This is a genomic window from Pseudomonas sp. HP_08 (assembly GCF_055284095.1).
This window is the reverse complement of the sequence record NZ_JBTOQC010000008.1, coordinates 138788-165488: the sequence shown is the minus strand read 5'-3', so window position 1 is coordinate 165488 and position 26701 is coordinate 138788. Positions and strand designations below refer to the sequence as shown.

General features: G+C 57.4%; 21 protein-coding genes and 3 pseudogenes. 10 read left to right on the top strand and 14 right to left on the bottom strand.

Translation table 11 applies throughout. The annotated features are described in order from the left end of the window. Positions 1–268 precede the first annotated feature (268 nt). Positions 269–1015, bottom strand: coding sequence for a replication initiation protein (locus ACYAS9_RS09380; RefSeq protein ID WP_463568021.1), 747 nt, complete (start codon positions 1013–1015; stop codon positions 269–271). Between the two features lie 1217 nt (positions 1016–2232). On the opposite strand from ACYAS9_RS09380, the gene ACYAS9_RS09375 reads away from it, so the two are divergent. From ACYAS9_RS09375 to ACYAS9_RS09365, 3 genes are all read left to right on the top strand, one after another. Next, positions 2233–2865 (top strand): AAA family ATPase, encoded by a 633-nt coding sequence (locus ACYAS9_RS09375; RefSeq protein WP_056835692.1) that lies wholly within the window; start codon positions 2233–2235, stop codon positions 2863–2865. Then, positions 2862–3161, top strand: coding sequence for a hypothetical protein (locus ACYAS9_RS09370; RefSeq protein WP_463568020.1), 300 nt, complete (start codon positions 2862–2864; stop codon positions 3159–3161). The genes ACYAS9_RS09375 and ACYAS9_RS09370 overlap by 4 nt, the downstream gene beginning before the upstream one ends. Positions 3162–3423: 262 nt before the next feature. Further along, on the top strand, positions 3424–4455 hold the full coding sequence (locus tag ACYAS9_RS09365) for a DNA replication terminus site-binding protein (protein ID WP_463568019.1): 1032 nt from the start codon (positions 3424–3426) through the stop codon (positions 4453–4455). Here ACYAS9_RS09365 and ACYAS9_RS09360 read toward each other — a convergent pair. The 3 genes and pseudogenes from ACYAS9_RS09360 to ACYAS9_RS09350 all read right to left on the bottom strand — a co-directional run. Further along, entirely contained in the window at positions 4427–5632 is a 1206-nt protein-coding gene (locus ACYAS9_RS09360; RefSeq protein WP_463568018.1) for a tyrosine-type recombinase/integrase, read from the bottom strand. The two genes, ACYAS9_RS09365 and ACYAS9_RS09360, sit on opposite strands and share 29 nt — an antisense overlap. 249 nt (positions 5633–5881) lie before the next feature. Further along, complete coding sequence (locus ACYAS9_RS09355; RefSeq protein WP_463568033.1) at positions 5882–6607, bottom strand: methyl-accepting chemotaxis protein; 726 nt, start codon at positions 6605–6607, stop codon at positions 5882–5884. Between the two features lie 180 nt (positions 6608–6787). Next, positions 6788–7765, bottom strand: a pseudogene (locus ACYAS9_RS09350) (cache domain-containing protein); the annotation flags it as partial. Between the two features lie 424 nt (positions 7766–8189). Between ACYAS9_RS09350 and ACYAS9_RS09345 the strand changes: the two are divergent. Together ACYAS9_RS09345 and ACYAS9_RS09340 are read left to right on the top strand one after the other, a co-directional pair. Beyond that, positions 8190–9956 (top strand): annotated as a pseudogene (locus ACYAS9_RS09345) (HAMP domain-containing methyl-accepting chemotaxis protein); the annotation flags it as partial. Between the two features lie 480 nt (positions 9957–10436). Further along, positions 10437–10937 (top strand): GAF domain-containing protein, encoded by a 501-nt coding sequence (locus ACYAS9_RS09340; RefSeq protein ID WP_463568017.1) that lies wholly within the window; start codon positions 10437–10439, stop codon positions 10935–10937. 141 nt (positions 10938–11078) lie between these two features. Here ACYAS9_RS09340 and ACYAS9_RS09335 read toward each other — a convergent pair whose 3' ends face one another. The 5 genes and pseudogenes from ACYAS9_RS09335 to ACYAS9_RS09315 all read right to left on the bottom strand — a co-directional run bounded on the left by ACYAS9_RS09335 (position 11079) and on the right by ACYAS9_RS09315 (position 16562). Continuing rightward, positions 11079–11942: a methyl-accepting chemotaxis protein gene (locus ACYAS9_RS09335; RefSeq protein WP_463568032.1), complete on the bottom strand. Its 864-nt coding sequence runs from the start codon at positions 11940–11942 to the stop codon at positions 11079–11081. Then, positions 11937–12911 (bottom strand): annotated as a pseudogene (locus ACYAS9_RS09330) (methyl-accepting chemotaxis protein); the annotation flags it as partial. The pseudogene ACYAS9_RS09330 and the gene ACYAS9_RS09335, both read right to left, overlap by 6 nt. A gap of 641 nt (positions 12912–13552) precedes the next feature. After that, complete coding sequence (locus ACYAS9_RS09325; protein WP_463568016.1) at positions 13553–14515, bottom strand: alpha/beta hydrolase; 963 nt, start codon at positions 14513–14515, stop codon at positions 13553–13555. A 24-nt stretch (positions 14516–14539) separates the two neighbouring features. Further along, positions 14540–15463: a type II toxin-antitoxin system RelE/ParE family toxin gene (locus tag ACYAS9_RS09320; protein ID WP_463568015.1), complete on the bottom strand. Its 924-nt coding sequence runs from the start codon at positions 15461–15463 to the stop codon at positions 14540–14542. A 466-nt stretch (positions 15464–15929) separates the two neighbouring features. Beyond that, on the bottom strand, positions 15930–16562 hold the full coding sequence (locus ACYAS9_RS09315) for a hypothetical protein (protein ID WP_463568014.1): 633 nt from the start codon (positions 16560–16562) through the stop codon (positions 15930–15932). Between the two features lie 411 nt (positions 16563–16973). On the opposite strand from ACYAS9_RS09315, the gene ACYAS9_RS09310 reads away from it, so the two are divergent. The 3 genes from ACYAS9_RS09310 to ACYAS9_RS09300 all read left to right on the top strand — a co-directional run bounded on the left by ACYAS9_RS09310 (position 16974) and on the right by ACYAS9_RS09300 (position 19625). Continuing rightward, entirely contained in the window at positions 16974–17762 is a 789-nt protein-coding gene (locus tag ACYAS9_RS09310; protein ID WP_463568013.1) for a substrate-binding domain-containing protein, read from the top strand. A 155-nt stretch (positions 17763–17917) separates the two neighbouring features. Beyond that, complete coding sequence (locus ACYAS9_RS09305) at positions 17918–18739, top strand: NAD-dependent epimerase/dehydratase family protein (RefSeq protein ID WP_463568012.1); 822 nt, start codon at positions 17918–17920, stop codon at positions 18737–18739. A gap of 1 nt (position 18740) precedes the next feature. Further along, complete coding sequence (locus ACYAS9_RS09300) at positions 18741–19625, top strand: glucurono-1,5-lactonase (RefSeq protein WP_463568011.1); 885 nt, start codon at positions 18741–18743, stop codon at positions 19623–19625. Positions 19626–19655: 30 nt separating this feature from the next. Here the strand turns inward: ACYAS9_RS09300 and ACYAS9_RS09295 are convergent, their stop codons facing one another. Next, on the bottom strand, positions 19656–20018 hold the full coding sequence (locus ACYAS9_RS09295; protein WP_463568010.1) for a hypothetical protein: 363 nt from the start codon (positions 20016–20018) through the stop codon (positions 19656–19658). Between the two features lie 602 nt (positions 20019–20620). Here ACYAS9_RS09295 and ACYAS9_RS09290 point away from each other — a divergent pair. Further along, the gene (locus ACYAS9_RS09290) at positions 20621–21481 is read left to right on the top strand and encodes a replication initiation protein (protein WP_463568009.1); all 861 of its coding nucleotides are present in this window, start codon (positions 20621–20623) and stop codon (positions 21479–21481) included. A gap of 77 nt (positions 21482–21558) precedes the next feature. Here ACYAS9_RS09290 and relB read toward each other — a convergent pair whose 3' ends face one another. After that, a complete protein-coding gene (gene relB, locus ACYAS9_RS09285; protein WP_463568008.1) occupies positions 21559–21783 on the bottom strand; it encodes a type II toxin-antitoxin system RelB family antitoxin in 225 nt (74 codons plus the stop codon). A gap of 322 nt (positions 21784–22105) precedes the next feature. After that, positions 22106–23362, bottom strand: a complete 1257-nt coding sequence (locus ACYAS9_RS09280) for a 3-phosphoshikimate 1-carboxyvinyltransferase (RefSeq protein WP_463568007.1) — start codon at positions 23360–23362, stop codon at positions 22106–22108. 242 nt (positions 23363–23604) lie between these two features. Here ACYAS9_RS09280 and ACYAS9_RS09275 point away from each other — a divergent pair, with 242 nt between their 5' ends. After that, complete coding sequence (locus tag ACYAS9_RS09275; protein WP_463568006.1) at positions 23605–24633, top strand: YrzE family protein; 1029 nt, start codon at positions 23605–23607, stop codon at positions 24631–24633. 61 nt (positions 24634–24694) lie between these two features. Here ACYAS9_RS09275 and ACYAS9_RS09270 read toward each other — a convergent pair whose 3' ends face one another. Together ACYAS9_RS09270 and ACYAS9_RS09265 are read right to left on the bottom strand one after the other, a co-directional pair. Continuing rightward, positions 24695–25645: a sensor domain-containing diguanylate cyclase gene (locus tag ACYAS9_RS09270; RefSeq protein WP_463568005.1), complete on the bottom strand. Its 951-nt coding sequence runs from the start codon at positions 25643–25645 to the stop codon at positions 24695–24697. A 4-nt stretch (positions 25646–25649) separates the two neighbouring features. Further along, positions 25650–26669, bottom strand: a complete 1020-nt coding sequence (locus tag ACYAS9_RS09265) for a response regulator (RefSeq protein ID WP_463568004.1) — start codon at positions 26667–26669, stop codon at positions 25650–25652. Positions 26670–26701 lie beyond the last annotated feature (32 nt).

Genomic DNA, 26701 nt, shown 5'->3' with positions numbered 1-26701 from the left:
TATATCAAGATAACTATCTTTATAGCCTGAACCCTATATCAATCCCTGAAAATGGCGGTTTATGGGTTCACGTACATTCAGAATTGGACCACTTGCCCAAAGAGGATGAGGGCAACGCATGAGGCCTGAAGCCGCTTCAGGCAACAAGCGATCAGGGTATCGACTACAAATTCTGGCTATGGGCCAAGTCGCTTCTGATAGCCATCAACATAGCTAGCTAGATATCTATATAACTAGCTATATTTATCATAAGCCTTTGTTTTTAAAATCAATCTTTGAGTATTTCGAGTGGATTTTCTGGCAATGGCTCAAGGGTATCGCCCAGGGAAAGCCGCAGCTGGGCCGCTTCATGGAAGCGAAACACCAGGCTTTTCACGGTTTTTCCTTCAGTCACCGTCTCGTAGGTAATGGCGATTCCGGACTTGGCCATGATCTCGTTGATCGAGGGCGTGATGACCCGTTGACGCAGGTTGTTGAAGCGCTTGTAGCTGTCGCCCAGGTCCAGAAGGATGCGCAGCCTTTCGACCTCGATCACCAGAACGCCGGTGCTCTTGAACTGCATCATGAGTTCGAACAAGCGAAAGCTGTGCATCGAATTGAGATTGGCCACCCGGCGCAAATCGTACGAGGTCAGCTTGCTGTTGAGCATCGACAGGTAGGGGATCACATCGACCGTGAAGTTGAGCGTGACGCGGCCCTCACCCTCCGCGTAAGCCGCTTTGTAGACCCAGCGGATGCGAGTGCGGTTCTTGCCATCGAACGTCTGGATATCGCGCTCGTAGAGGGAATCAGCGGCTTCCTTGAGATTGGTGTAGGCAAACCGGATCGGCACGCCGTAGATGTCCGCGAAATTGGCGGCCGTGACGGTGATCTTGGAAGGCATGGGTTTGCGCGGATCGACCTGGGCGATTGCGGCCAGCAGCAGGCGCTGTTCCTGAAGGGTCAGGCGGTAGGAAGCACTGATCAGATCGTTGGCTTTCGTCACAAGTAGCGACGAAGGTTCTTTGGCAGTCATCGACTACTCCTGGCGCGTGGATGAGTCGATAGTACCAAGCTTGCCGAGGGATTTTCGTCTCGTTTTCACATAGCCAGAATCTGTAGTCGTTGATGGCTTTGAGCTATAGCCGGAATTTGTAGTCGATAGGTTTCAGCGTGTAACCCGGAATGTGCCGTCTTCAGGGCACTTTCGGCAGTAGCCAGAATTTGTAGTCGTTAAGCGTCGTTTTGGCCATAGCCGGAATTTGTAGTCGTTGTAAGCAATCGTGTTTGGCGTAGGAACGGTCTGTCAGACGCAGTGGCATGGCTGAAGGCCAGATTTCATAAGGCCTTCAGCCATAGCCGGAATTTGTAGTCGATGCAGAATTGAGGGTTTTCCCGCGAGAATCAGCCGCTGTTGGCAGCAAACGATTCGACTGTTGGCCGAACGGGATCGGCTTCACCATCGGATCCAATAAAACAGGTTCCAGCCTGTGGATAACAGCCGGAATCTGTAGTCGTCATAGCTGAAATTTGTAGTCGTTACAGCCGGAATCTGTAGTCGTGATAGCCGAAATTTGTAGTCGTATAGCCGGAATCTGTAGTCGTTGCACCTCTACAGGCCACGTAAATCAAGGGCTCCAGCGGTGCTAAAAACAAGCTTTAAAAACAAGCTTTAAAAACAAGAAAAAACGATTTTAAAAACACACGCGAAAAACCATTTTTTTCTGATTGATAAAAACCAAAAGCGAAAAACAAAAACGAATAGCGATAAAAGCGCCTGAGAAGCCGCACAGGACAAAATCAGCTGTTTCGACCATGACGGGTGTGTAAAAACCGTTTTAATCGCTCACAGACCCTCTCAAGAGCTTATGGAGGCATTGTCAGGTTGTTTACAGAATCGTTTTACATCGATTCCTGGAAAAACCTCCCGTCTCCAGAACCGCAAGGTGCCAATCCCGGCTGATCGGTGCCTGGATACGTGCCAGGAGGCGCGAAATCACGAATCAGCAGCAGCGCTTTGACCACCTTCGCGAGAAACAATACTCACAAGCAAAGCAGACAAAAGCCCACCTCGCCAAAAAGCAGATTCTTTCGAATAACCGGGATTTTCCCTACACGCGGAAATCACGGAGCTGACAGGCAGAGTCTGTCACAGATAGGTCGAAGACTATAGATAGCTATATAGATAGATAGCTATAATCAGTGCCGAAATGACTGCCTATATATAGCTGCCGCGACAATAAGGAGACTGCAGTGACAATTTTCGCATGCGTCAACACCAAGGGTGGCGTCGGCAAGACCACCACCGCCGTGCATTTGGCAACCATGTTGGCAACACGGGGAAAAACATTACTGATCGATGGCGACCCACAAGCCAGCGCGGCAAGTTGGGCCGCCTGGCGCCGTGATAACCCTGAGTACAGCCCAAGCCCGACCACCGTCTGCCTGCAAGGCAAAGCGATCAACTCGGAAGGCCGCCAGTTGGCCACCTCTTATGAACACGTCGTCGTTGACGCCGGTGGTCGTGACTCGGTGGGACTGCGTTCGGCGTTGTTGCTGGCCGAAGTGGTGATCGTTCCTGTCGGTGCCAGCTCATTCGATGCGGCTGCCATGACTGATCTGCTGACCGTGGTCGACCTGGCTCGCGACTACAACCCGGACCTGAATGTGAAGATGCTGCTGTCCAGGGTCGACACCCGTACCAAGGACACCGGTGAAATGCTGCACTTTCTGGAGGAGCAGTCCTTCAGTGTGTTCAAGACCAAAATCTGTGAGCGTGTCGCTTTTCGGCGCTGCATCAGCGAAGGCGCGATCGTTCATGAGCTCAAACGTGATCATGCGGCTATCCAGGAAATGAACGCGTTCTTCGCTGAGGTGCTGGCATGATCAAATCCAAGCCGGATATAAAAAGCTTCAAGAAAGACCCGAACGAATTTCTCGAAGGCGGGGAGGCCGATAAGGCACTGAACAAGGTTGTCGTCCGTGAGGAGACCGTTGTCCAGGAACCGGTCATCGAAGTGTTCAAGCCAGAGCCGACTATCCAGAAGCTGTTTCGCCTGCGTTGGGACATTGCCAACGCACTGAAAATCGGCGCGGCGCAAGAGTCGGCCAGAAGTGGAAAACGAGTCACCGAGACAGACATCGTCCAGCAGTTGCTCAAGAAGCACTACAACCTCAAGTAGCCAATACCCTTCGTTTTCTAACGATAGCTAGATAGATAGCTATCGTTAGAAAAGCACGATGCACGTGCCTGCCTGACGCATATGAAGAGCAACCAACGGTGATAGCTAGCTATATAGCCAGCTAGCCTTTATTAATACCACCCCACACGAAGCTAAAAGCTGTTAGCTGCTTTTCTTTCCCTCCTTTTAGGGGGAGGCGGCTCGAGGGGGTGCGTGTTATAAGTGTTGGATATTTTAGGGGTGGTATTAAAAAGGAATAGCCATGCTTTCTGATATTGTTTCGGTCCATGAGCGTCTTGTTTCCAGGATGCATGCCTTTAACCAGCTGTGGCCCGGCCTGGTCGTCAGTGGCACGGTCTGGAAGTTGCCTGTGCTGGCTGAACAAAAAGCCCCTGACCGGATTGATGCGCAACGCCTTGAAGGCCAGCAAGCGATCGAGGCGGCCATACATGCCATGAGCGCATTCGAGCGGATTGTGGGCCAGGCGCCCGGAACCGTCATGCGCCTGCCTGGCTATTTTGCGCTGCGCGACAGCGTTTTACCGTGGGTACGGGAAATCAATGACCTCAAGGATGAGCTCATGGCAATGATTGAAAAGACCCGGCTGGAGCTCAATCTGGCCACCACGGCGCGCTCGAAAATCCTTCGCCAGGCGCTGGGGCATCAGTTCAGCATGAAGCAGTTAGGCCGGCATACGCAGGCTTTCGATAGCTGTCCGCGCTTGATTGTCTTCACCTGGGCTGGCCACACCACCGGCGGCGAACGTATCGAGGTGGGCAAGGTGCGAGAGTTGCTGGCCAAGGCTGCCGAGCAGCAATCGGACCGCGATAATGTTGCGCCAGGCGAAACCCTCGCCGGCGCCGAGTTGCGGCGTATCGTCAATCTGGCTGATCACGCCACGCTGGTGAAATACAAAAAGGTCGCACCGCACCCGCGCGCCATGCTGTATTTCTCTGCCAGCTCACGTTATGACGCGATGATTCACAGCAACCTGCCGATGTTCGTGCTGGCCGGTCAAGAACCGATCACCGTGCATGAGCTACGCGATTTTGATCGACACACGCGTCAGGCCGAGCGGCCGGACAAGAAAGCGCGCATTGAGGTGATTCCACGGATGAACCTCTACCTCAACCCGAACGACCTGGTCGGTATGAGCAAGTCGCAGTTGCCGCAAAGCCGCACAAGTCTGGTCGCGTCGACATATTCAGACAGCCGGGTGCGATCGCCACAATCCTCGCAGACCCCGGGCGATGATCAACTGGACCTCACTCTGCCGGCTGCAGATGAGTCATGATTTGCCGGCTGCTCTGCTCGATGAATAGGCTCCAGGCCTGCATCAACTGCCTGCGTTTATCGAGTAGATCACCACGGTGATAGGCCGCTTCCACCTTGTCGCCCAAGGTGTGGGCCAGGGCCATTTCACAGACATCCCTGGGAAAGTCGGTGTGTTCCGCAGCCCAGGTCCGAAAGCTTGCACGAAAGCCGTGGGGCACATAGTCATCGGCGCACAACTGCGCCATGACCCGGCGAATGGCGTTGCCAGGCAACCCCTTGCTGCGCCGTGCATTGGGAAAGACATATAAAGGGTGCTTGCCGCGCTGCTGCTCAAGCACCTGCAACGCCGCCTCACTCAGCGGTACACGATGCAACTTGCCGGCCTTCATCCGGGCGGCGTCGATGGTCCATACCCGATTGACCAGGTCGAACTCGTCCCAGCGGGCCTCGCAGACTTCCGAGCTTCGGCAGGCGGTATGAATGATCAATTCACATGCGCGGGCGGCAGTGCTGTCTAGGCTGTCGAGTTGGCGCACAAACGTGCCCAGATGATCGGCCGGCATCGCGGCAAAAGGAACCTGGGTGCGCTTTTGACGTGGCAACAGCTTGTCCAGATGGCCACGCCAGCGCGCCGGGTTTTCGCCGTGGCGCAACTTGCGGGCCTTGGCAGCATCGAGCACCAGTTCGATGCGGTTACGCAGGCGAAACGCAGTTTCCGGTATCTGGCTCCAGATCGGCACCAACACCTGCAGCACATGATCGGTCTCGATATCCTCGACCGCCATCGCGCCCAGATGCGGGTAAACATGGTCACTCAACGAATGCGCCCATTGCTGCGCGTGCCGGGCGTTTTTCCAGCTCTGGCGATGGGTCTGGATATAACGTTCTGCCTCGACCCGAAACGTCACGGAAACGGCGGCAGGCACCACTTCCTGCTGGTCAGCCTGTCGCTGTGCCAACGGATCGATGCCCTGCGACAACGCCAGCCGATACGTGTCGGCCGCCAGACGTGCTGCCTTTAATGAAACGCCAGGAAATGCGCCAAGCCCCAGATCGTGACGACGTTTATGAAGTTGATAACGCAGCACCCAGCTCTTGCTGCCACTGGCGCTGACCCGCAAGAACAACCCACGCTCGTCGGGATAACGGCCAGGCTTTTCTACGGTTTTGGCAAACAACTGGGTCAGCTTGCTCATTTCTCTCTCACAAGGGTAATACGCGCAAACAGCAAAAGTTTTAACCTGAATGTACGCGGAGGGACCCTCCGCGTACATAAGTCATTATATCCAGCATTCATGGGGCTTTATGCATTATAATGGGAGTTGAGCCCTCAGCCGGGCCCTCATTGAAATCGTGCGCTGTTCGCCAGGGTGAGCGTAGCGAGATGACGTCTGCAAGATGGGCAGGACGAGAAAGCAAAGCGCTTCTCGTCCTGGTACTGGCGATCAGATCTTGAAGCTGTCGACCAGTTGTTTGAGGCGGGTGGCTTGTTGTGAAAGCGCGGCGCAGTCTTTGAGGGTTTCGTTGAGGTTGGCGACACCCTGCTGGTTGAGGGTGTTGATCTGGTTGATGTCGACGTTCAGGGTTTCGACCACCGCAGTCTGCTCCTCGGTGGCGGCCGCGACCGACTGGTTCATGCCATCGATCTCGCCGATACGCCGGGTGACATCCTGCAGACGGCTGCCGGCCTGGTTGGCCACCTCGACACTGCCTTGGCTGGAGGCCTGGCTTTCATTCATATTGATCACCGCATCGTGGGAGCCACTTTGCAGTTCGCCGATCATCTTGTGAATCTCGTCCGCTGATTCCTGGGTGCGGTGCGCCAAATTACGCACCTCATCGGCCACCACCGCAAAGCCTCGACCGGCTTCACCGGCACGTGCTGCTTCAATGGCAGCGTTGAGGGCCAAGAGGTTGGTTTGCTGCGAAATACCCTTGATCACGTCGAGAATGTGGCCGATGTTGTCGGTACTGGCGTTGAGCTTCTCGATCTGCACGCATGAGCCGCTGATCTTGCTCGACAGTTCACTCATCGAGCGAATCGTCTGTTCGACCACGCGGCGACCGTCTTCGGCCTGCTCGCGGGCGTCGCTGGCCTGTACCGAGGCATCGGAAGCATTACGGGCAATTTCCTGGGTCGCAGCACCCAGCTCGTTGATCGCTGCCGCCACACTGTTGGTGCGCGCGCTTTGTTCGTCAAAGCCGATGATTGATGAGTTGGAGGACTCGACCACCCGTTGCGACAGGTCATGCACCTGCACAGTGGCCGACGACACCTCGACGATCGAGGCATGCACCCGCTCGACAAAACGGTTGAACGAGCTGCCCAGTTCAGCAAATTCGTCATTGCCTTGCAGCTTAAGGCGTCGGGTCAGGTCGCCCTCACCCTCAGCGATGTCTTGCATGGCCCGGCCCATGTCGGTCAACGGTCGCATCAGCGCACTGATCAGCAGGCTCAGCAGCAAGGCAATTACCGCCACGGCAATCAACACCGCAATCAGCGCCGAGCTGCGGAACTGAGTCAGCGGCGCATAGGCTTTTTCCTTGTCGATCGACAGGCCGATGTACCAGTCGGCTCCCGGCAAGCCAGGAATAGGTGTGAATGACAACAAGCGGGCCTGACCATTGAGCACCACCTCGCGCAGTGGCTTGTCCAGCGTCAGGTTCTGCCCGGGATAAAGGTCCTTGAGGTTCTTCATCACCTGGTCTTTGTCAGGGCTGACGATTACCTGCCCGTCGCCACTGACCAACACCGCATGCCCCAGGCCGCCGAAGTCGACAGAGTTGATGATTTTTACCAGGGTATCGAGGCTCAGGTCGCCGCCGGCCACCCCGATGATCTGCCCGCCGGACTTGATCGGGCTGGCCACCGTCACCACCAGACCACCGACTGACGCCTGATAAGGCGCGCTGATGATCGTCTTGCCGGCAGTCACCGTAGAGGTGTACCACGGCCGCTTGCGCGGGTCGTAGCCGGCCGGCATCTGCGTGTCGGGACGCTGGGTGAAGACCCCGTCGCTGTCGCCGACATAAGTGAACTGGAAGGTCGAGACCAGCGACTGCGCGCCAACCAGCCCGCCCAGATCACTGTTTTTTATACCTTGGCGTTCCACGTCCTGTGTGAGGTTATCCAATACCAGAATCCGGCCACTGAGCCAGTTCTGAACACTGCTGGCTGTCAACTCGCCGGCCTGGCCAACCGAAGCCTCAAGGTTCTGGCGAATGGTGGTGCGTTGCAAGTAGTCGTTGTACCAAGTGAACAGCGCAAAGGCCAACACCACAACGCCAGCCGCAGCCAACAGGATCTTATGACGAAACTTCAAATTCATCAGGGGTATTCTCAACAAGGAGCAGGAACAGGGAAAACAACAGGCACATATTAAAGTTCAGGAGTTTCATTCTCTTGAACAAAAACCATGTTGTACGACAACAACGGGAGGATGAACGGAAGTATAGGCGAGTTTCGAATAGCGTTTCATTTGATATCGGCCCAATGGCGTTGTTTTTGTGAAGGGTCCTGAAGGCCTTTATAAACGGGGCCTTCGACAAATGAAAGCTGGGTGAAAGCCAAATATCGTTTTTTTAAAAAATTACTGCTTTTGCCTTACAGCCTGCCGTTTGCCGGCCGATAGTGTGGTGCGTAACACCTTGCGATGGCCTCACAAAAACAATCCCCAGCGGCCCGACTCATTAAAATCAGACATTCCAGGAGAACGTCGAATGAATAGCTGGTTTTCCAATATCAGCGTCAACATGAAACTGGCTCTGGGCTTTGGTCTGGTGCTTGTTTTTACTGCCATTTTAGCCCTTGTCAGCTGGACCGGTCTGGGCAAGCTCATTGACCGCAGTAACTGGATGAGCGATATCGCCTCGCTCAACAGCCAACTGACCAAATTGCGCGTCACCCGTCTGCAGTACATGCTCGCCGACGGTGACGAAAAGGTCGCCGACACCGTGCAGGCTTCGTTCGATGGCTTCAAGGGCCAGATCGACTACCTGCTCAAGACCTTCAAAAGCGCTGAAAACCTCAAGATGCTCAACCAGTTGAGCCAGGTCAACAGCGCTTACCAGCAGTCCTTCAACAGCATGCGCAGTGCTTACAAGACCAGCAACCAGTCCCGTGCCGACATGGCCACTCACGCACTGACAGCCGTCGAACTGGTCGACCAGACCGTGGCCGAAGTACAAGGCGATGCCGAGCGGCTTGAGCAGTATCAGGTCATGGTCCAGGCCCGACTGGACCTGCTCAAAGTGCGCTATGAAATGCGCGGCTATGCAGCGGCTCCCAGTGCCGACGGCGAGCAGAAAGTGCTTGGCCAGCTGGACTCGACCATCAAGAGCCTGGAGCGCATGAACAGCGTGTTTGCCGGTGCCCAGGCCGAGCGTTTCAAGCGGCTTGAAAGCGCCCTGTTGAGCTACCGTAACGACATTCAGGGCTTCAAGTCTGCCGATGCGCAGATCGTTCAGGCCCGTAAAGAGATGACCACTCAAGGCCAGGACATCGTCAAGATCAGCGACGCGCTGAACCAGTTGCAACTGGACCGCCGCGATGCCGAAAGCGCCGAAGCACGTCAGTGGCAGATCATCTGCACCCTGCTGGCCCTAATTCTTGGCGTGGTCGCGGCCGTGTTGATCACCCGCCAGATCACCCGTCCGCTGCAACAGACCCTGGATGTGGTCGAGCGTATCGCCTCGGGCGACCTGACCCACACCCTGGAAGTCACCCGTCGTGACGAGCTGGGCGTGCTGCAACAAGGCATTCAGCGCATGGGCAGCACCCTGCGCGAGCTGATCACCGGTATTCGTGACAGCGTGACCCAGATTGCCAGCGCCGCTGAAGAACTCTCGGCCGTGACCGAACAAACCAGTGCCGGCGTTAACAGCCAGAAGGTCGAAACCGACCAGGTGGCCACCGCCATGCACGAAATGTCGGTCACCGTTCAGGAAGTGGCGCGCAATGCCGAACAGGCATCCTTTGCCGCCTCGGCTGCCGATCGTGAAGCCCGCGATGGCGACCGCGTCGTCGGTGAAGCCATTACCCAGATCGAACGCCTGGCCACCGAGGTCAAGCGCTCTGCCGACGCCATGACCGAGCTGGAACAGGAAAGCGACAAGATCGGCAAGGTCATGGACGTGATCAAGTCCGTTGCCCAACAGACCAACCTGCTGGCCCTCAACGCCGCCATTGAAGCGGCCCGTGCCGGTGAGGCCGGGCGCGGTTTTGCCGTGGTCGCCGACGAAGTGCGCGGCCTGGCCCAGCGCACCCAGCAGTCGACCGAAGAAATCGAAGGCCTGGTCGCCGGCCTGCAGAGCGGCACCCGCCAGGTGTCGAGCATCATGCTCGGCAGCCGCGAGCTGACCAACAGCAGCGTGGAACTGAGCCGCAAAGCCGGCGAATCGCTGGGCAGCATCACCCAGACGGTGTCCAACATTCAGTCGATGAACCAACAAATCGCCGCCGCTGCCGAGCAACAAAGCGCCGTGGCCGAAGAAATCAGCCGCAGCATCGTCAACGTGCGCGACGTGTCTGAACAGACCGCCGCCGCCAGCGAAGAAACTGCGGCCTCAAGCGTCGAACTGGCGCGTCTGGGCGGCCAGTTGCAGACCATGGTCAGCCGCTTCAGGGTTTAAACGCTTCGACAAACAGGAACCTGCGCGGGCAGCGATTTATCACTGCCCGCGCCTCATCGTGTCAGCGTCGTAAAATTTCAACGTTTCATCGCTTTCCGGGGCGCTTCGTACTCAATCGTATAGTTGGTCGTTGCCTATACACTGGGGACGCGCCTGAGTATTCAGAAGCATGTGAATTCTTAAAACGGATCCTAAACAGCCCTTTGGATAAGGCTTAACGTCTTGCAGTAACAGGCTGTGTCTGTGCGATGATAGGCCCCATTCGAGACGCCATCTGATCAGGCCGTTGCCTCTCGGTACGGGTCGACCTGTATACTCGCGGGCTAGAATAAAATGGCCTCCTTGCTGAATACGTTAGAGTCGAAATATATGGACACTGAAAATACCTTATCTCAAAGTCTACTTTCGTTTGAAGAACGTGCAGCCATTGCAGAGATTGAAGCCACCACGGATATTCTAAGGCTGGTCACCCGTTTGACAAGAATGCGTTTTGCCGCGATTGCCAAGTTCAACGATAAGCAATGGATCACGTGTTCTGTCTATGACCCGTCCCATTTAGGCATTGAAGCCGGCAGTGCCTTTGATCTGGAAACAACCATTTGCAGCGACTTTTTTGCTAATCCGGAAGCCCTGTTTATTCCCCAGATCAGTCAATCCCCACGACACGCTATTCGCCCTATCGTCAGGCGCTTTGACTTGGAAAGCTATGTAGGACTGCCTATTTTTTTACCGGATGGTCGTTTATTTGGCGCCTTGTGCGTGCTGGATTCCGAAGCTGTTTCATTCGAAGACCCTGACCTGCGAGAGACGCTGTCTATTTTTTCGAAACTCATCGGGTGTATTTTCTTCGCCAATTTAACGACCGCTTGAAGTTTCGCAACACCTCAACTTTTGTGTGATTCCAGCCAGTAAAAATGCACATCGACTTTCCGTTGAATACGCACACCTGCCAAGTGCGCTAAACGCGGCATTTAAAAAATGCCGCTTCGTGTCAACGCCACGTATACCCCCCTAGATTTTGAATCGGTTGGTCATTTCCTGAAGTTGCACACTGATCCTGGCAAGTTCCATACTGGATGAAGCCGTTTCTTCACTGGCCGCTGCGGTCTGGTCCGAAATATCCCGGACGCTCGTAACACTTCGACTGATCTCTTCGCCCGCCGCGCTTTGCTGTTCAGCTGCACAGGCAATCTGCTCATTCATCGATTCGATGTTCTTGACCGACTCCGTAATGCCTTTCAACATGGCGCGCGCTTCCCTGGAGTGTTGCACGCTGCTGTCCGTTAACTGCGTACTCTGGAGCAGCACCGTGCTCATACGGTCTGTGCTGCGGTTCAAACCGGCAATCAACTGAGTAATTTCGTCCGTCGAGGTTCTTGTACGGATAGCGAGACTGCGAACTTCATCGGCAACTACCGCAAACCCCCGTCCTGCTTCACCGGCGCGTGCAGCCTCGATTGCGGCGTTCAACGCCAGCAGGTTGGTTTGCTCGGCCACCGCATTGATAACGTCCAGTACACCTCCGATACTGTCGGCGTTACTGCGCAACGTGAGCATGGCGTCTTTCGTGGTTTCCATCTCATCGGCCAGTAGCTCGATCTGGTTGACCGCCTTGCCAACGACCTCGTCCCCTTGCAGGGCCTGACGGCTTGCATCCACCGCAGTTTTTGCAGCCAGGCCAGCGTTTCTAGCCACCTCATGGGTCGTGGCTGTCATCTCTTGCATGGCAGTGGCTATCTGATCGGTTTCAGTTTTTTGCGCATTCACGCCTGCACTGGTCTGTTCAGTGACGGCCGACAATTGCTCAGCAGCGCTCGACACCTGGACGATGCCGTCACGAACATCACCAATCAACCCTCTCAAACCAGTCGTCATGAGTTGCATGCTGTTTTGCAATGCACCCAGCTCATCTTTTCTGCTGACCCGCGTGTTATATGTAAAATCGCCCTTGGCCACAGTTTCCGCGATCATAACGGTCTCCTGAAGCGGCTTTACAATAGAGCCTGTGATCAGCCAGGCCGCCGTCAAGCCAAGTAAAATGGCAAGCACCAGCCACAGCAACAGCTTCTGCTGAGCCTCGGTGACGTCAGACAACCTGAACGTCACTTGAATGTCCGTCATTTTCTCAGTGAGGTTGAGCAGCGCTGTAATAGACGATGTAATACCTGCCTGCGCCGTGTCCACGTTATGTTGAGTTGTCACCAGCGCCTGCAGCTGTTTTTCATAAGCCAGGAGGTCCAGAGACAGAGCACTTACAGAAGCAACCGGTAAGGAAGTTGACTCTAACCTCTTTACCAGCTCCCTGGCGTTACCAATCGTTTTACGAACATCTTCTTCGGCTTCCTTGCTGGGCGACACCGCGTACGTACGAAAGCTGACGCGCATTCGTTGAACAGCTATGAAGATCGGCGCTAACTGTTGACGCTCAGAGAAGTTTCCCGCGTCCGCGTTGGCAATCTCCGCCAAACCCAATAACCGGGTATTTATAGACTCTGCTGAGGCCGATGCGTCGAGGCGTGCACTGGCCCGTTCACGTGTAGACGCCACGACCTGATTATAATATTCACGGTACCGTTTTAAAATGGTCTCTGCTTCGGCCAAGAGTGTACGGTTTTCTGCCGAATTAAAATTGGGTTTGATTGCATACAACTGTGTTTCTGCCTTCCCCAATGCTACGGACCATTTTTCGGCTTGTGCATCGGTGCCATTAATAATATAGACCAGCCGCTCTATTCTTATGTCTCGGGCCAGGGTGCTGAATTTTGCAATATCTTCTATCCGCTCACTGCGATCGCGCAAAGTCTCCGTCGCCTTCCAGCCGGTGTAGGCCACCAATAAAATCATGCCGATGAGAAGTGTGAATCCAAGCATAAGTTTGGCCCTAACACTTAGGTTGCTAAGCATTATCCAGCGACTCGGGTGCATAGTACTACCTTGATAAGAATGAATGCCATTTGGCAGCCAGCGCTGCGTGTGGGTGAACTATCGGCGATTCCAGGCTTTACTTAAGCGTGTTTTTGTAATTAAGCCTATTAATAAATATTTTTTTCAAACGCTGCGGATCTTTCAAACTGCCTTGATAGTCCATTGTCCCGATGCCGTTTATTTGCGGCTTTGAGCGTTCCGAATAGTTTCATTAATGGCGCAATTGGATCCTTTATACCGATGTTCGTGATTCTGTATTTGCTTGTGTATGTCCATGCGCGAGCATGAATCGTGCGTACAGTTTCTCTCTTCAAAACGGCAGCAATCAGGCTATTAGCCTGCCTGCCGACACGGCTTATGAGGGTATTGCCGAGCTGGATACCATCACCTTGCGCATAGCGCGGCCTGACGGGTTATCTCTCGCTGAGCAGACAGCGCGCAAGAACCGCATTGTCATATCCGCTATTACCTACGCGGACATGCGCTACGGGCTGATCGGTGATAACGACACGGCGATTGCAGGGCACGCCTTCGTACAGCTGCCACCCTTCATGATCTGGTCAGCCACCCATCCGCTTTGTGACCCACTCCCGCGTATACACCAGTACCCTGCTCGCCATGGCCGTCGGAAAGTGGATGAAGCCGTGCGGTGCGGCCGGCAACAGGTGCATGTCAACGTCTGCCGATTTCGACCAACGCTCGGCCAGGCCGAGTGTGTCGTCGCGCAGCGGGTCCAGTTCACCGGCAAACATCAAGGCAGGCGGAAAGTCGCTGAAGTCGCCATACAGCGGCGACACCGGCGCGCATTGGCGTTGCGCGTCGCTCAGGCCGGGCGTGAGGGTGCGAAAGGCCTCGACCATGCCTAGGCCGTCCAGTACCAGCGTGTCGCGGCCCGCGGCGCGCACACTGGGTGTGCCGGTCAGGTCAAAGACGCCGTAATACAGCACGGCACTGCTGACACGCCGCAGCAGGTCGGGCCATGCCTTGAGCTCGAGCAGCGTAGCCACCGCAAGATGCGCACCCGCGGACTCGCCGACGACGGTGACAGGCAGGTCGGCAAATTCTGTGTTTTTGTCGCTCAGTAGCCAGCGCGCGGCGCAAAGACAATCCTGCATCAGGCCTTCAAGGGGCGTCGACACGGCCAGTCGGTAATCGACCGAAATCACCGTCACTTCGCAGGCCTTGACCAGGCCAACATTCAGTTCGTCATTCATCTGCGCGTTGCCGATGACCCAGCCGCCGCCATGGAAGTCGAGCACAACGCCTTTGGCCTTGCCGGTGGGCCGGATGATTCTGACCGGAACGGCGGCCTCACCGACCCTCACAATCCTGCGCTCTGCGCCAAGCCCATGCCGGGCGAGCTTGCCGGCGCCACCGATCTGGCTGGTTCGCAGAAGCGCCTGAATCGCCAGAGGCGTGATGCGGTTTCTGATGCGAAAACGCGGCAGCCAGGCGAGCTTTTTGTTAAACCGCCGCGCTTGCGCTATTTCCAGCTCAGAACACCAAAACCCTTGGCTATCCAATGCTCTGTTTCCTTATGGGATAAGTTACTGGAGGCTCTCGACATACTCCTCGACCGCAATGCGTTCGGCCTTGCGTTTACCGGCTTGCACAAAGGCTTGAAAGGCCGCACCGGCCATCAGTTTTGTGGCCTGTGCGCGCAGGTGTCTGAGCACCGGTTCAGGCGCTGTGTCGAGGCCATGCTGCAAGGCATGTGAACAGGCCAGGGTCTCGACCAGCTTGGTGCAAAACTTGTCCAGGCCGCGGCCGCTTTCTACGCGTTTCCAGGTCGAGATGAAGAAGGTTTCGCCACGCCCGGGCCCCTTGCTGGCGACATAGGACACCGCACACAGGCCCACGCCGCTGCGTTTGCGCCAATGCACCGCCGAGTGCTCGTCAAGCTGCAGAATGTCTTCTTCAAGCCACGCATGACCGCTGTGCATCAGGTGGATGCTTGCCGCGTCCAGTGCGCCCAGCGTGCTGCCGAACGAGGCATCGGCAAAGCGCGCCTGCAACAGGACCTGTTTATCGCGCATCACCCGCACCACCCAGGTCGCGCTGCGTATCTCGCGGCTGATACCGCGTGGCACCTTGTAGGTCAGCCCGTCGATGGATTTGTCGTAGCAACGCAGGCTGTCGACATTGACCGTCGATTGCACACGTGCCTCGGTGCCCGGCTCCAGCGGCTGGTTGATGGGCTGGCCGTTACGGTGCAGAAAACGCAGGATCTGCACCGACTCCGGGGTGACATGAAAGGTTGTCAGGAATGGCCAGCGCTTGAGCGCCAGTTCACAGACCGCCGGCACCTGCTGCAAGTGTGCGTGGTTCAAGGCGCTTGAGCGCTCCAGGGCTGTGCTCTCGGCCACGACGTCATCGACAATGGCTTCGGCCTGTTCGGGGCCGACCAGCTCTTTGTAATGCTCGAATATCTCATCCAGATCCAAGCTGGCCTTGCGTGTCATTTTCAGCATGATGCCTGCCTCGATTCTCTGCGCTGTGTGCCCGTCGGCGCCGGTGACTGAAGCATCAGGCGCCATGGGAAATATCCTGCTATCGATTATCCGGTGCCCGACAAAGGCCAATAAGTGAAACCTTGCACAGCACCGTCATTTTGCGATCCAGTTCACTACAAGGCCTGCAGAAATGGCAAAACAATATTAAATCGCCATACTTATGTAGTTGAACAACGCACTCTGTGCAACTCGATAAATTGACATAGACCCTAATTATTGGTTCCCGGCGTCGCGCCCTGTAAACGGTCTGTTTCCAAGGCGCGGCGATTATTGACCATCGGTCAGCACTGTTCAAGTGCCGGGCTTTTGTATTAAGTCGGAAATAATTTCCGAAAAAAACGGGTGACTAATCGGTCTTGATCACATTTTCAATCCCTCTGTAACGCCCTGTATCTTATTACCTGCGTTACATGACCATTACTTCTCAGTGCGCCTTGTAACGACTCAGCGACTGGACATATTCGGTCACGGCAATCTGGTCGACCTTGCGCTTGCCGGCCCGTTGAAAGCGATGAAAAATCTCACTGCCGAGCAAGCTGTCCACCTCCTGGCGAATACTTTTCTGCACGGTGTAAGGCGTGCTCGTGACCTCGTGAACCCGCTCCCAGGCGTTTTCCAGGACACTCACCAGCTTGCCGCGAAATTTCTCCATGCCCCGGCCGCTGGCCACTCGCCGGTAGGTTGAAAGAAAGAAGGTTTCGCCACGCCCAGGGCCGCGGCTGGTGACATAGGCCACGGCGCATAACCCCACGCCGCTGCGTTTGCGCCAATGAACCGCAGCGCGTTCGTTCAATTGCAAGACATCGTCGCGGCGCCAGGCATGGCCGCTGTGAAGCAGATGAAGGATGGCGGCATTCAGTGCGCGTCGGGTACCACCGAAACGCAGATCGGTGAACCGCGCGGCCACCTGCACTGTTTTGTTTTTCAGGACACGAACGATCCACACCCGGCCCCGGGTTTCCCGGGTAATGCCGCGTGGAACGCTATAGGTGACATCATCGACACGTTTGTCGTAACACCTCAGGCCTGAAATATCGATTTCAGACTCAGTGTTCATGGGTGTAACCGACTGTCAGTAGGGTGAATAAGACGGCCTGAAATATCCTATCGGCTGGCCTGTATCGACCCTCCAGTCGAAGAAGATCTTTTTGATTACCGGCCCACGAATCAATGGATATAGTCAGGTCTTTAACACGGTTTATGTTAATGGCCGATCAAGGCTACCGCGGCTGTAGCAATGCCACCGCGCGCGCGTCAATCATGTGCTGATCGTTGGCCATAACAGGCCCGCAAGTACAAGATACGATTGTCTGACAGTGTGGCAGCCAACTAACCTGCCAGCCTGGGCAGGCGATGGATGGCCCACTAGCGTTTCCACGATCAGCCCCGCCATCTTCAGCAAAGGTCCAACGCTTGCGTAGTTTTGCCACATACTTCCCGGTTCCAGTTCAGCAAGGTTCATCTTCAATTGAAAACATTACTTCCCTGGCTGCTCAGCGGTGTTCTGTCTTTTTTACCGCTGTCTTTTGTTCATGCCGCCACCGCCAAGCCCCTGCAATTGGTTGTCCTGGCGTCCAGCGCCACCATGGGCGCCTTTCAAACCTTGAGCGCCGACTATGAAAAACGCACCGGAGTGCGCGTCATCGCCCAACTGGCGCCCTCGGCGGGCAATGCGCCGCACTCTATCGCTAACCGTCTGGCCCGCCAGGAGCCGGCCGACGTTGTACTACTGAGCCGCCCGGCGCTGGAGCGCCTGATCAAGGACGGGCATGCCAATGCCGACAGCCGGGTCGAGCTGGGCAAGGCTTTCATTGCCATGGCGGTCCCTGCCGGCGCAGCCAAGCCGGACATCAGCACCATGGAGAACTTCCGCCAGACCCTGCTGGACGCGGCCTCCATCGCTTATTCAGACAGCTCCAGCGGCCTTTACGTGTCGCGGGTGATGTTCAACCAGATGCACATCGCCGAACGCTTGCAGGGTAAAAGCCAGATGATCAGCGCAGAGCCGGTGGGCGATGTACTGGCGCGCGGTGAGGCGCAATTGGGCTTTCAGCAGCTCAGCGAACTCAAGCAGGCACAAGGCATTCAGATTGTCGGCCTGATTCCCGACCAGGCTCAGCAAATGACCCTGTATTGTGGCGCCGTGGCCAGCCGCAGCAGCCACCCTGAAGATGCGCGGGCGCTGCTCGACTACCTGGCCTCGACAGAGGCGGCGGCGGTAATACGTGCCAGCGGGCTGGAGCCGGTGGTGCGTTAGGCCCCGCGTTGTATGACAACACTGCGCTATTTAACGTTGTGCGCAGCCGTTGCCTGTTGCGAAAACGCGTGCCCCATCAAGCGTTGACAAGCGGCCATGGGCAAACGAATAATTCGCCCAGGTTATATGACGACATACAACAACAAGGATTACTCATGTCCCAGCCGTCTCCCACGCCCTTCAATCGTCTGCTGCTCACCGGTGCTGCCGGTGGCCTGGGCAAAATCCTGCGCGAATCGCTGCGGCCTTATGCACACATTCTGCGCCTGTCGGACATCAGCGAGATGGCACCCGCCGCAGGCGCCCATGAAGAAATCCAGCGTTGCGATCTGGCCGACAAGCAGGCCGTGCATGCGCTGGTCGAAGGCGTCGACGCGATCCTGCACTTTGGCGGCGTGTCGGTCGAGCGGCCGTTCGAGGAGATCCTCGGCGCCAACATCAGCGGTGTGTTCCACATCTACGAGGCCGCCCGCCGGCATGGCGTCAAGCGGGTGATTTTTGCCAGCTCCAACCATGTGATCGGTTTTTACGGGCAAGACCAGGTCATCGACGCCCACTCGCCGCGCCGCCCGGACAGCTATTACGGCTTGTCCAAGTCGTATGGCGAGGACATGGCCAGCTTTTACTTTGATCGCTACGGCATCGAAACCGTCAGCCTGCGCATCGGCTCTTCGTTCGCCGAGCCGTTGAACCACCGCATGCTCAACACCTGGCTCAGCTATGACGACCTGACCCAACTGATCGAACGCGCCCTGTACGCACCCGATGTCGGCCATACCGTGGTCTACGGCGTGTCGGCCAACCAGGCCGTATGGTGGGACAACCGCCTGGCCAGCCATCTGGGCTATCAGCCCAAGGACAGTTCCGAAGCCTTCCGTGCCCAGGTCGAGCGCCAGCCACTGCCAGCCGCCGATGACCCGGCACGCCTTTACCAGGGCGGCGCCTTTGCCGCCAGTGGCCCTTTCGGAGACCAATGACATGAGTGCTGAACTGATTCTCGATGCGCGTAATGCCACCGGTGAAAGCCCGGTCTGGAGCGTCAGCGAACAGGCGCTGTACTGGGTCGACATCCCGGCCGGCACACTGAATCGCTGGAGCCCGGCCGACGGTCGCGAGCAACGCTGGCAGGCGCCGCAGATGCTCGCCTGCATCGCCGCTCACGCTCAGGGCGGCTGGATTGCGGGCCTTGAAAACGGCCTGTTTCATCTGCAGCCCCAGGCCGATGGCAGCCTGAGCAGCACGCTGCTGGTCGAGGTCGGGCATGCCCGCGCCGGCATGCGCTTCAACGACGGCCGTTGCGACCGTCAGGGACGCTTCTGGGCCGGCACGATGCTGATGGACATGGCCGCCGGTGCCCGCGTGGGCGCCATGTATCGCTACAGCGCCGGCGAGCAGACGCTGACCGCGCAACTGAGCGATCTGGTAGTACCCAACGGCCTGGCGTTCAGCCCGGACGGGCGGACGATGTACCTGTCCGACTCACACCCCGACGTGCAGAAGATCTGGGCCTTCGATTACGACACCGACAGCGGCGTGCCGCACGGCCAGCGACTGTTCGTCGACATGCAGCAGCATCCGGGCCGTCCCGACGGCGCAGCGGTGGATGCCGATGGCGGCTACTGGATCTGCGCCAACGATGCCGGCCTGATCCACCGCTTCACCCCGGACGGGCGCCTGGACCGCTCACTGGCCGTGCCGGTGAAAAAGCCGACCATGTGCGCCTTTGGCGGGGCGAACCTGGACACGCTGTTCGTGACCTCGATCCGCCCGGGCGGCGACCTCAGCGATCAGCCGCTGGCCGGTGGCGTGTTCGCCCTGCAACCGGGCGTGCAAGGGTTGCAAGAGCCGGTATTTGCAGTCTGACCCCTTGAGCCGCTGGCTATCGGGCCGGACTCAGGTTACCGAGAAGAGGCAGCTTTCAATGCCGTTTTCGCAGAACGGCGCCTCACGCTTGAGCTCCAGAAGCAGGCTGTTCTGCCCTTCTTTGTACTGGCAAAGAATGCCGCTCTTATCAGGGGTCGACAGGGCGGATTCGAACTTCAGTTTGTCCAGCGCCGGCTTGTCTCTGTAGGTTTTCTCACCGATCCACTGGAGACTACCGCCGGCCGGTGCGCTATAGGTAAAGCCTCCATCGGCGCTTGACTGCTGGACAATGCTGGACACTTCGGGACAGGTATTGGCGGATGCCTGAACGGCATGGCCACACAGCAGAAGAGGGCAAAGGCTCAGGGCCAGTTGCCTGATGACATGGGGCATGATTCATCCCTCCTGGACTTCTCGGATGGTGTTAGCCGCAAACGCTTCTTGTGCCGCGTTATCCCTAACACTCCCTCACGAGAATAGTTCGCTCGGTATGACCGGGCGTAAAGACCGACCATCGGTGGTTTGGAATATTCCTGCTCATGCCGGCGACCCTTCCTACGCGTAATGTGGAAGGATTCAGGGTCGACTCTGCCGAGGTTGGCTTAGTCACTGATTACGCATGGGGAGCCGGTTCAGGGTGGCCGGACCGTTTGTAACTGGATCACCGGGGGGCTTGCCTTGCATTGGCTGCCTCGCCTACGTTTTTCGAAACACCCTGATGTGGTGTGATTCAGGGTTACCGCGCTGGAAACATTTGCAACATCCCTATTCAGAAACGGCGATTTTCGCCTGAAACCCTTTTTTATACTTTTTCCTTTTAAAGCTTTTACGACCGCTACAGGCCTTGATCTACGTGGCCTCCAGCGTCGTAATGTGGAGCAATTCAGGGTGAGATGTGGAGGGATTCAGGGGCAAATGTGGAGGGATTCAGGGTTGTAATGTGGAGAGATTCAGGGTCACCATGAAAAGACATAAGGGATTTCCACATTACGATCATGGCCGACGAAAAAATCTACAAATCCAACGCGCTCATTGAGGCGTCCTACACGCTTTCCGTCTCTGAACAACGGATCCTGCTGGCCTGTATCGCCCAGGTTGATCGCGGCGCGCCTATCACCGATGAGGTCATGTACCGCATCCCGGTTGCGCGCATCGCCAAGGCTACCAACTCGGACAGCAAGTCCATTTACAAAGAGCTGTTTGAAGCCGCGCGCAAGCTACGCCGACGAGAGGTGAGCATCGACCTGGAGCCCAATGGTGGCGGTCGTAAATCCAAGACCCTGGAAGCCAGTTGGGTGCAGAGCATCGTCTACAGCCATCGGGACGGGGTGATCAATCTGCGGTTCAACAAGGACATGCTGCCCTTTTTGACCGAACTCAAAGAACAGTTCACCCGCTACGACATGGCCGAAGTGGCCAGAATGACCAGCATGTACGGGATCAGGCTGTTTGAGATGCTAATCCAGTACACCACCATCGGTTCCCGAGAAATCGCCCTGGAAGACCTGCGCAAATGGCTCCAACTGCGTGACAAGTACACGTTGATGGCTGACCTGCGTCGGTATGTCATAGAGCCCGCTGTCAGCCAGGTTAACGAGCACAGCCGGCTGCAGGTGCATTACGAGTTAAAGCGTACGTGTCGCAAGATCACACATCTGAATTTCGTCATTGGTCACAAGCAGGTGCCTGCTACAAAGCCGGCAGTCGCTCTTGATACGCCCTGCGCAAAGCGTATTGCTGAGGGCAAGCCACCTAAAAAGGTGGCTCTCTCTGCCTACGAACTCAGCCACCAGGCGCGTAAGGGAGAGAGCCTGACTGACGCCCTGAGCCGTTTGAATGCGTATATCAAGCGATAATCACTCACGCGACACTTCCAAAAATCGCCTAAGCGCGAGCCTTTCAAGGCCTCTTGGATGCTGCGGCGCGGTCGAATTCAATCCGCCAAGCGATAGCGTTCCATCAATTCTTCAAGGGGAACGGAATCCGCTCGGCTCGTTCGGTTGTCCAGCAAACGCTGCTCCGCAAGGTACAAGTCTTCCAGGTCGTCCAGATGCGCGACGATGGCCTCCCGGGCATAGAAGGTTTTGGTGCGACCAGTCGCTTTGGCAAGGTTTCCCAAGCGAGCTTCAAGATCGGCAGGCAGGCGGATAGTGAGCATAAACAGACTCCAAATGGCATGTGTTATATGCGTATAGCAGCCATAAGGCTGGTTACTCGATAGCCCAATTACCGGCTATAAAAAGTAGTTCGTCCGGTATTACCGGGCGTAAAGACCGACCATCGGCAATCCTGATGTTCGCTTGGCGCCAAATCCGTAGGAGTGAGGCGGATGGCCGCCCCCTTAGCTCGCGAATGCTGGGGTACAGACACAGCACGTAGTCCGATTGCACGGGCCCTTTCGCGAGCTCTACGCTCGCTCCCACGGATTTGGCGCCAGACGAAATACTGGCGAAAACCGTCTTAACTGATCGGCATTGCTCCTACGACTGCAACTCCACACCCAGTGATTCCAATGCTTTCCAGTAGCCCGGATAGGTCTTGCCCACGCACAGCGGGTCAAGAATGCGGATACCGGCGACTTTCAGGCCCGCCAGGGCGAAGCACATGGCGATGCGGTGGTCGGAGTGGGTGTCGATCAGCGCATCGACCGTGCGCCCGGCCAAGGCCGGGTTGGCATTGACCAGCAGGTCGTCGCCCTCTTCCACCGCCAGTGCCGGGTCGATGGCACGCAAACCATCGGACAGCGCGCGAATGCGGTCGCATTCCTTGACCCGCAGGTTGGCGATGCCGACAAAGCGCACAGGCTGATTGTTGAAGGCTGCCAGCACCGCAAGCGTCGGGATCGCGTCCTGCATCTGCGAGCCGTCGATCACTGCCGGCATGTTCGGGAAACGCTCGATGATCTGGCTGGCCAGCGCATCGGGCTGAGTGAAGGCGTCAGTGGCCACGCCCAGGTCGATGCTGCCGCCGGTCAGCGCCTGGGCCGCCCACAGGTAAGTGGCCGCCGAAGCATCGGGCTCGATATGAAAGTCCGTGGCGCGGTAGCCGGTGGCCGACACCCGCCAGGCGGCGTCACCGATGGCTTCTACTTCAGCGCCAAAGGCCTGCATGGCCGCCAGGGTCAGGTCCACATAACCACGCGCACCAATCTCGCTGCCGGTCAGCGCCACCTCGATCGGGCCCTGGGCGCAGGCGCCGGCCATCAGCAGCGCCGAGACGTACTGGCTCGACAGGTTGCCGTCGATCTCGATGCGTCCAGCCGCCAGGCCACCGCGGCCCTTGATCGCGACTGGCGGGCAGCCGGTCGGTGCGCTGACCTCGACGCCCATGCGCTGCAAGGCATCGACCAGCGGGCCGATAGGACGCTTGCGCATGTATTCGTCGCCATCGACCACGAATTCGCCGTCGAAGTTGGCCAGCGCGGCGGTCAGAAAGCGCGTTGCGGTGCCGGCATTGCCCAGCACCAGCGCTTGGCCCGGCGCCTGCCAGTGGCCGCTGCTGGTGACCACAAAGGTGCTGTCATCCGGCTCATCGACCTGCACGCCCATCAACCGCAACGCCTCGGACATCACCCGGGTGTCATCGCTTTTGAGCGCGCCGGTCAGGCGGCTGGTGCCCTTGGCAAGACCGGCCAGCAGCAGTGCGCGGTTAGTGATGGATTTGGAACCCGGCGGGCTGACCCGACCGGTCAGTGGGCGATTGACAGGCACTACGGTGAGCGTGGAATGAGGTTGCATGATGGCCCTGATGAAGAGTGGCGGAAAAATCGCGATCCTAGCATGACCCGGCGGATCCCATATAACCGGTAAAAAAACAGGCACTTTCAGTGCTCTTTTTTTAGCAGGCGTAACGAACTTTTAACAACTTCTGAACCTGTGTATTTATTTTAAATAAATTTCAAACTTCCTGAGTCCGGCGTGAGTCATTGCTAAGTACACCACTGTTCGGTGTCCCTGCCATTGCTTAAAGGATGCACACCATGATTCGTGACGACCGCACTTCGACGGCTGGATACGCCGCGCCTGACTACGCCACGCACAACACTGTGGCGCCATTACTCAAACGTATTTCCTGGAGCGCTATTCTGGCTGGTGTCGTTCTCGCCCTGGTCGTTTCGCTGTTGCTCAACCTGCTGGGCACCGCCATCGGCAGTGCCAGCATCGACCCGCTGAAAGAAGCCAATCCGGTGTCCGGGCTCGGCACCGGCGCCGGTATCTGGGTAGTCGTCAGCGCTGTCATCTCGCTGTTCATCGGCGGCTGGGCTGCCGGGCGCCTGGCCCAGCGTGAAGGCGCCTTTCATGGCCTGCTGGTCTGGGCTTCGGTGTCGCTGATCACCGTCTACCTGGTCTCCAGCGCCGTGACCGGTGTGGTACGTGGCGGCCTGAACCTGGCCGGCAGCGGCCTGTCGGCAGTGGGCAGCGGCATTGCGCAAGTCGCGCCGGCACTGGGCGACAAGATTCAGGATCAGTTGAAACAACAGGGCATCGACTTCAACCTCAACGATATTCAAGGTGAAATCGAACTGGCCATGCGTCAGACCGGTAAGGCAGAGCTGAACCCTGACAATGTCAAACAAGAAGCCCAGGCCACCCAGGAAGATGCCCAGAATACGGCCGAGCGCAGTGCCAACAATCCACAACAGGCCGACGAACAGATCGGTGGCCTGCTGGACCGTATCAAAGCCAAGGGCAACGAAGCATGGGATGCGGCTGATCGCCAGGCGCTGGTCAACCTGATCAAGGCGCGCGGCAACAAGACCGATGCCGAAGCCAACCAGATCGTCGATCAGGCCCAGGCCAGCTATCGCCAGGCTTACGCCAAGTACCAGGAACTCAAGGCCCAGGCCGAGCAGAAAGCCCGTGAAGCCGCTGAAGTGACCGCCAAGCGCGTTTCGCAAGGTGCCTGGATTCTGCTGATCACCTTGGTAATTTCGGGTCTGGTCGCAGCCGGTGCCGGCATTCTGGGTCGTCGTACCCAGCCTGCCGACAAGATCGTCACCACCCGCTGATTGCTGACTGTAGTACGGGCGGGCGACGGATCGCCGCCCGACGGATCGCCGCCCGACCGTACTACGCCACTGTCACCTGGTTGCGGCCGTTTTTCTTGGACTGGTACAGCGCCTGGTCGGCGGCTTCGATCAGCGCCTTGTAATCACTGGACGGCTGACTGAGGTCGGCCACGCCCAGGCTGATGGTGCAGCGAATCTGCTGCCCATCGTGATCCACATACAGCTCCTCGACCGCCTTGCGCAGCCGCTCGGCAAACACCTGGGCGCCTGCTTTGTCGGTGTCGGGTAGCAGCACCGAGAACTCTTCACCGCCATAACGCCCGGCAATGTCTGCGCTGCGTATGTGCGTGCGCATGGCCTCGGCCACCACCTGAATCACCTTGTCGCCGGTCTGGTGGCCCCAGGTGTCGTTGACCCGCTTGAAGTGGTCGATGTCGATCATCACCATCGAGACCTCGCTGCCATAACGGGTGTGCCGGGCGTACTCGTGACGCAGGCATTCTTCCCAGTGACCACGGTTGCTCAGGCCGGTCAGGCGATCGGTGCTCGATAACCGTTGCAGCTCGGTGTTGGCGGTGAGCAGCTGATGGCGGTTGGTCGCGACATCGGTCACGTCGTAGATCACCAGACAGATATGGCTGATCTGACCGTTGGTGCTGCGCAACGGAAACAGCGTGGTGTTCTGGTACATGAACGGCTCTTGCCCGGTGATCGGCTGGTAGTTCTTGAACCGCACCAGGTAAGGCCGCTGCTCCCAGATGGTGAACGCCGGCGTACCGAGGGTGACGACGTTTTCGACCTTCTTGCTGAACCAGGCGCGGTTGATCTCCGGGAACAGGTCGAAGAACGAATGGCCAATGGCATCGAACGGCACCACACCGGAGCGGTTTTCCATGAAGGTGTTCCACACCTGCACATGAAAGTTGCGATCCAGCACCACAATCCCGACGTCGATGTTCTGGGTAACGGCCAGCAGCCAGTGAAGCTCTTTGATATCGATTTGCTCGTTCATCACATCAGCTCGTCAAGTAGGCCAGTTTGCGCGAGAGCCGCTCGACCGAGTCTTCGGTGAACAACATCAGCAAATCAAAATGAATGTCGTGCCCTTCCACGCTGTAGCTGACTTCCACGGCAAGGGTCTGTTTCCAGCGTTGCTGGCGAACGTTGATCAATGCGTCGCTGCCGCCCTGCTGGCCCAGGATCTGTGGGTGGCCCAGGGAAAACGGCACATCGATCTGCTCGCCGATACCGCTCAGGCAGGCACCGATGAGGATGGTCGACAGGTCCAGCAGCACTTCCATGTCGCTGTAGTCGGGTGAATCGCGGTGCATCAAGCGGGCGATGTCGGCGATTTCCGAATCGTGCAGCAGCAACAGCGCCTCGCCGGCAATACCGCCGCCGATATAGCCCTGGCACACCGCCGTCAGCCGTTGGCCGTCCTGGGTGTCGGCCAACGCCATGTGCAACTCGCCGACTTCCAGCATGTTGACGTTGGGCACCGGCAATTGCACGAAGACGCCCAGCACCTTGGCCAGCAAGGCCGCGGCACGGCCCATGGCGACGTTGACCGTCTCGCGCATGGCGTCCTGAAAGCTGATGGTGCCTTCGCTGCTACGCGGCGACACGGCAGGCACAGGCACGCTGGGCGCCTGAGCCGCCACCGTCTGATTGAACAGGCCCAGACGCACCAGCGTGGCGGCAAGCTCATCGGGGTCGGCCGGTTTTTTCAAGAATGCCAGCGCGCCCAGTTCCATGACGCGCCTGACGGCCTCTTCCTGAACATCGCCCGAGACCACGATAACCTTGGTCTCCAGGCCCTCGTCGCGGATCGCTGCCAGCGCCTGGTAGCCATCCATGACCGGCATGGTCAGGTCCAGCAACACCACTTCACCGGCGCCCCTGCGCACCGCGCCCAGACCTTCAAGGCCATTGGTCGCCAGGGTCACGGACACATCCCAGCCGGCCGGCAGTGCCTTCAGTAACTGCTTGCGCGCCATATTCGAGTCATCGCAGATCAGTAGCGCAATCGTGGGCATTGCATGGTTTCTCACTACAAAGAAAGTTTCAG